We start from the raw sequence: 6,005 nt of genomic DNA, 5'->3' as shown, positions 1-6,005 counted from the left end.
CCTTTGGTGTTCTCTTTTGTTTTCGCCTCCTCTTATTCTTTGTTGTGCCGCCGGCGCCCGCCCGGCCCCCCCGGCCCCCCCCACTACCGATTCCGCCTGGGCTCAATTCCAGCTCAGCACGACCTTGCCGGCCTTGCCCTGTTCCATCAGGTCGAAACCTTCCTGGAAGCGGTCCACCGGCAACTGGTGGGTCATCACCTTGCCCAGCGGGAAGCCGCCCAGCACCAACTGGGTCATCTTGTACCAGGTCTCGTACATCTTGCGGCCGTAGATGCCCTGCACGGTCAGGCCCTTGAAGATGATCTTGTCCCAATCGCAACCAGCGCCCTTGGGCATGATGCCGAGCATGGCGATCTTGCCGCCGTGGTACATGCAGTCGAGCATGTCGTTGAAGGCGCGCGGGTTGCCACTCATTTCCAGGCCCACGTCGAAGCCTTCCATGTGCAGCTCGGCCATCACGTCCTTCAGCGACTGGTTGGCGACGTTGACCACGCGGGTGGCGCCCATGTCGGCGGCCAGCTTCAGGCGGAAATCATTGACGTCGGTGACCACCACGTTGCGCGCACCGATGTGCTTGCAGATGCCTGCGGCAATGATGCCGATCGGACCGGCGCCGGTGATCAGCACGTCTTCGCCGATCACGTCGAACTCCAGCGCGCAATGCGCGGCGTTGCCGTAGGGGTCGAAGAACGCGGCCAGCTCGGACGGAATCTGGTCCGGGATCGGCCACAGGTTGGTGGCCGGCATCACCATGTATTCGGCGAAGGCGCCATTGACGTTGACGCCGATGCCGACGGTGTTCGGGCACAGGTGCTGGCGGCCGCCGCGGCAGTTGCGGCAATGGCCGCAGACAATGTGGCCTTCGGCCGAGACACGCTGGCCGACTTCATAGCCGGTCACGCCCGGGCCGATCTCGGCGATGCGGCCGACAAACTCATGGCCGATGGTCAGGCCCGGCTTGATCGTGCGCTGGCTCCACTCGTCCCACAGGTAGATGTGCAGGTCGGTGCCACAGATGGCGGTCTTTTCCAGCTTGATCAGCACCTGGTTCGGGCCCGGCGTAGGCACCGGCACCTCTTCCATCCAGATGCCCTTGGTCGCTTCGCGCTTTACCAGCGCCTTCATCGTCTGTGCCATTGCAGGAGACCGCAGTGTGAGGAAAGAGGGCGATTATAAGCTTTCAGCCGTAACCGCCCCGTACTGACCGATGGCAGGGGAGGCGGACGGTTACAACGGCTACAATCGGCCCTTCCAAACTTTCGGATGTGCGTAATGCGCGTGAATTTCCTTGCGTTTTCCATCGTTGCTGGCCTGGGCCTGGCGCAGACCGCGCACGCCGCCGAAGGCATGTGGGTGCCGCAGCAGCTGCCGGAAATTGCCGGCCCGCTGAAGCAGGCTGGCCTGAAGCTGGACCCGCAGCAGCTGGCCAACCTGACCGGCGACCCGATGGGCGCGGTGGTTGCGCTGGGTGGCTGCACCGCCAGCTTCGTTTCGCCGCAGGGCCTGGTGGTGACCAACCACCATTGCGCCTACGGCTCGATCCAGCTGAACTCCACCGCCGAGAAGAACCTGATCAAGGACGGCTTCAACGCGCCGACCCTGAAGGACGAGCTGAGCGCCGGCCCGAATGCCCGCATCTACGTGCTGGACGACATCACCGATGTCACCGCACAGGCCAAGGCCGCCATCGCTGGCGCCGGCAACGACCCGCTCAAGCGCACCCAGGCACTGGAAGCCTTCGAGAAGCAGGCCATCGCCGCCTGCGAAACCGATGACGCCTACAGCTGCACCCTGTACAGCTTCTCCGGTGGCAACACCTACCGCCTGTTCAAGAACATGGAAATCAAGGACGTGCGCCTGGCCTATGCGCCGCCGGGCAGCGTCGGCAAGTTCGGCGGTGACGTCGACAACTGGATGTGGCCGCGCCACACCGGCGATTTCTCGTTCTACCGCGCTTATGTCGGCAAGGACGGCAAGCCGGCCGCTTTCGCCGCCGACAACGTGCCGTACCAGCCCAAGCATTGGCTGAAGCTGGCCAACCAGCCGCTGGGCGAGGGTGACTTCGTGATGGTGGCCGGTTACCCGGGCCGCACCGATCGCTATGCGCTGGTCAGTGAGTTCGAGAACACCGCCACCTGGACCTACCCGTCGATCGCCAAGGCCTACAAGGACCAGATCGCGATGGTCGAAGCGGCCAGCAAGGACAACCAGGACATCGCGGTGAAGTACGCGTCCAACATGGCCAGCTGGAACAACACCAGCAAGAACTACGACGGCCAGCTGGACGGCTTCAAGCGCAACAACGTGCTCGGCCAGAAGCAGGCTGCGGAAACCGCGGTGCTCGAATGGCTGCGCGGCCAGGGCGCTGCCGGCAAGCCGGCGCTGGATGCGTTCGCACAGCTGCAGACGCTGGGCCAGCAGTCGCGCATGAACCAGGCGCGTGACCTCAACTTGGCCATGCTCAACCGCACCGGCACCCTCGGCACCGCCGTACGCCTGTACCGCCTGGCCATTGAAAAGGCCAAGCCGGACGCACAGCGCGAAGAGGGCTACCAGGAACGCGATCTGCCGACCATCGAAGGCGGCCTGAAGCAGATGGACCGCCGCTATGTGCCGGCCATGGACCGTCAGTTCCAGCAGTACTGGCTGCAGCAATACGTGCAGCTGCCGGCCGGCCAGCACCTGTCGGCATTCGACAAGTGGATTGGCGGCGTGGATGCCAAGGCGGTCGAGGCTACGGTCGCGCGCCTGGACGGCTCCAAGCTCGGCAGCCTGGATGAGCGCCTGAAGTGGTTCGGTGCCGACAAGGCCGCGTTTGAAGCCAGCAACGACCCGGCCATCCAGTACGCCGTGGCTGTGATGCCGGCACTGCTGGAGCTGGAACACCAGCGCAAGCTGCGCATGGGCGAGGAGCTGGTGGCACGTCCGCTGTTCCTGCAGGCCATTGCCGATTACAAGAAGACCAAGGGTGAGTTCGTCTACCCGGACGCCAACCTGTCGCTGCGCATCACCTTCGGCAACGTGAAGGGCTACACCGGCCTGGACGGCAAGGTGCAGGAAGCCTTCACCGACCTGGAAGGCATCGTCGCCAAGGAAACCGGCAAGGACCCGTTCGACTCGCCGCAGGCGCTGATCGATGCGGTCAAGGCCAAGCGTTACGGCGGCTTCGAGGACAAGCGTATCGGCAGCGTGCCGGTGAACTTCCTGTCCGACCTGGACATCACCGGCGGCAACTCCGGTTCGCCGGTGCTGGACGCGCACGGCCGCCTGGTCGGCCTGGCGTTTGACGGCATCTGGGAATCGGTCGCCAGCAACTGGGTGTTCGACCCGGTGATGACCCGCATGATCTCGGTCGACGAGCGTTATATGCGCTGGATCATGCAGGAAGTGGCGCCGGCGCCGCAGCTGCTGAAGGAAATGGACGCCGCCTCGAAGTAAGTTCGAGTTGCATGGTTCAAGTAATAGCCCGGACGGGAAACCGTCCGGGCTTTTCTTTGCGCGCAGCACACAGCGTTGTAGGAGCGGCGTAAGCCGCGAAGCCGATAGCATTGAAACTGCCGGCATGCGCGCAATCTGATGGATCAGGTGCTTCGCGGCTTACGCCGCTCCTACATTTTGCGGTACCGGTAGAGCCCCATGCCGAGCATGGCTCGGCACTACGCTTTGCTCCCTCCCTTTCGCGCAGCGAAGGGGAGGATCGGGGAGGGGTAAGCTTTTGGCTGGCCGATGCAGTCGATGCCTGGCGGCTGTAGTGGGGGGGGGGGGGGGGGGGGGGGGGGGGGGGGGGGGGGGGGGGGGGGGGGGGGGGGGGGGGGGGGGGGGGGGGGGGGGGGGGGGGGGGGGACGCGGGGCGGGTAACGCTTTGGGCGCCCCGAGCCCGGCGCGGCGGGGGGGCTGTCGGCCGCCCCCAGCCGGGGCAGAGGCTTTCCCGGTAGAGCCCTTGCCGAGCATGGCTCGGCACTACCCATCTTCGTTCGGCTCAGCGGTACGGCCCGGGCCCGCGCCACAGCAGTTCGCCGTAGCGGTAGACGTACATCACGATGACGAACTGGCGCGCATCGCCGATGTCCTGCAGCTCGGGTGAACCGGCCTGCAGCATGCGGCACTTGCTGGAGCCACGGCGCAGCGCGACCTCGGCGGGGCAGACCATCAAATACGTGGTGCCGGGCAGCGGGATCGACAATTCCTTCTTGCCATTGACCTCCTTGGCCCCGTCCATCCATGCGCGCAGCTTCTCCTCGCTGAGCAGGTCATAGACGATCTGGTAGCCGCCGACTTCCATGGCCGGTGCTCCGGCACTGCGATCGATGCTTTTGCCGCTGTCATTGCCCTGGCCGGCGGAGCGACCGTAATCATCCTGCGCGGTGGTCCTGTCCAGCGAGCCGGGCGGGCGTCCTGTCCAGGTCTGCGTACGCCTCGGCACGGTTTCCGACGGGCTGGCCGCGGCTGCGGGCGCGGCCGGCGTCTGGGCCAGTTCCTGGGTCTTGGTTTCTTCCTGCTCCGGCTCGCTCGGCGGTTCGATATAGCGGGCTTCCGGTACCGGCTTGCGTTCCTCGCTGCGTCGCTGCGTGGTCGGCTTGGGCTGTGAGCGCGTGGTCTTGTTGGGCTTGTCCTTGGGCGGCACCTTGCTCTGCTCCGTGGACGGTGGTGCCTCGCCGACGAAATCGACCTTGGTGCGGCCGCCACCGGAGGAGCCCTGCGGCGAGGAAACCACTGGCGGATTGGAGTACAGCAGGAGCAACAACATCAGCACATGCAGCACAGCCGTGACCAGCACCGCGACCCAGCGGTCGCGACGTTCATGCCAGAGCTTGAGTTTGAACTGCTTGGGAGAACTGGGGATGTTGGTCATGCCGCGTTCTGGGGCCTTGAAGTTGCTGCCCTCGTGCGGAAGTCACACCGTGCCACCGATAGGGAACCGGCATGGTAACGCCTGCGCCCGGCGCGCAACCGTGCCGTCGGTGCTGTTGCCGGGTATCGGGGCAGTCTGGTCTTGCGGCTTCGGCAAACCGTGGGTACAGCGAGGACAGGTGCTGGTGCCGGATCCGTATCGAAGGTAACCGTGGACGGTATCGGCGCATGGCCGGGCTATGATGCCCCTCCCGCCGCGGACAGCTGGCGGGGACCCCCATCACAATGGAAACAGCTGCATGCGCATCCTGCTTGCCCGTCACGGCGAAACGCCGTGGAACGCCGAAGGCCGCTACCAGGGCCAGATCGACATTCCCCTCTCGCCGGTGGGTGAGGCCCAGGCAAAAGCCCTGGGTGAGCGGTTGGCCGATGTGCAGATCACCCGCGCCGTGGCCTCACCGCTGAGCCGTGCGCAGGCCACCGCCAAGGCCGCATTGGGCGGCGCACGCGAATCCATGTTGCTGACCGAGCCGGACCTGCAGGAAATCGCCCACGGTGAGTGGGAAGGTCTGCTCGCCAGCGAGATCGACGAGAAAGACCCGGCGCGCCTGCGCGCCTGGCGCGAGGAACCCGATACCGTGCTGATGCCCGGCGGCGAGTCGCTTCGCCAGGTGCTGGACCGCAGCTGGCGCGGCCTGACCGCCGCCGCCGAAGGCCTGGGCGAGGACGACACCCTGCTGGTGGTCGCGCATGATGCGGTCAACCGCGTCATCCTGTGCCGGATCCTCGGCCTGCCGATCTCCAAGCTGTGGAGCTTCCGCCAAGCCCCGACCACGCTGAACCTGCTGGAAGGTCCGGATGTCGAGCACCTGGAAGTGGTACGCCTGAACGACTGCGCCCACCACACCCCGTTCTTCGGCGAAGCCAAGCACCGCGCGCTGTAAGGCACAGCAGGGCCGCCGTTGCCCCCTCCCTTTCGCGTAGCGAAGGGGAGGGCTGGGGAGGGGTTGGCTCTTAGCTGGCTGACGCAGCCGTGGTTCCGCGCCTGTAGAGCCGAGCCCAGGGGGGGGGGGGGGGGGACCGGGGAGCCCCAGCCCCGGCAGGGGGGGGGCCAACCCCCGGGCCGGGTTTTACTGGCCGGCACCGTTGGGGGG

4 protein-coding genes are annotated in these 6,005 nt (G+C 66.0%); 2 read left to right on the top strand and 2 right to left on the bottom strand.

Going from position 1 to position 6,005, the window contains the following annotated elements; genetic code table 11:
* Nucleotides 1-102: 102 nt before the first annotated feature.
* Nucleotides 103-1,137, bottom strand: a complete 1,035-nt coding sequence (gene tdh / locus ACVOLI_RS19980) for an L-threonine 3-dehydrogenase (RefSeq protein ID WP_282273214.1) — start codon at nt 1,135-1,137, stop codon at nt 103-105.
* 135 nt (nt 1,138-1,272) lie between these two features.
* Between tdh and ACVOLI_RS19975 the strand changes: the two genes are divergently transcribed.
* Complete coding sequence (locus ACVOLI_RS19975; protein ID WP_481615717.1) at nt 1,273-3,438, top strand: S46 family peptidase; 2,166 nt, start codon at nt 1,273-1,275, stop codon at nt 3,436-3,438.
* A 541-nt stretch (nt 3,439-3,979) separates the two neighbouring features.
* Here ACVOLI_RS19975 and ACVOLI_RS19970 read toward each other — a convergent pair.
* Entirely contained in the window at nt 3,980-4,852 is an 873-nt protein-coding gene (locus tag ACVOLI_RS19970) for a type II toxin-antitoxin system RelE/ParE family toxin (RefSeq protein ID WP_481615716.1), read from the bottom strand.
* 298 nt (nt 4,853-5,150) lie between these two features.
* On the opposite strand from ACVOLI_RS19970, the gene ACVOLI_RS19965 reads away from it, so the two are divergent.
* Entirely contained in the window at nt 5,151-5,795 is a 645-nt protein-coding gene (locus ACVOLI_RS19965; RefSeq protein WP_481615715.1) for a histidine phosphatase family protein, read from the top strand.
* The last annotated feature ends 210 nt before the right edge of the window (nt 5,796-6,005 follow it).

Source organism: Stenotrophomonas sp. STEN029, from assembly GCF_056760015.1.
The sequence above is the reverse complement of the archived record's forward strand: the minus strand, read 5'-3'. Positions and strand labels throughout refer to the sequence as shown.

Bases quoted from the DNA above. Each gene is read 5' to 3' on its own strand.
- tdh (WP_282273214.1), bottom strand. From the start codon at position 1,137: ATGGCACAGACGATGAAGGCGCTGGTAAAGCGCGAAGCGACCAAGGGC.
- ACVOLI_RS19975 (WP_481615717.1), top strand. From the start codon at position 1,273: ATGCGCGTGAATTTCCTTGCGTTTTCCATCGTTGCTGGCCTGGGCCTG.
- ACVOLI_RS19970 (WP_481615716.1), bottom strand. From the start codon at position 4,852: ATGACCAACATCCCCAGTTCTCCCAAGCAGTTCAAACTCAAGCTCTGG.
- ACVOLI_RS19965 (WP_481615715.1), top strand. From the start codon at position 5,151: ATGCGCATCCTGCTTGCCCGTCACGGCGAAACGCCGTGGAACGCCGAA.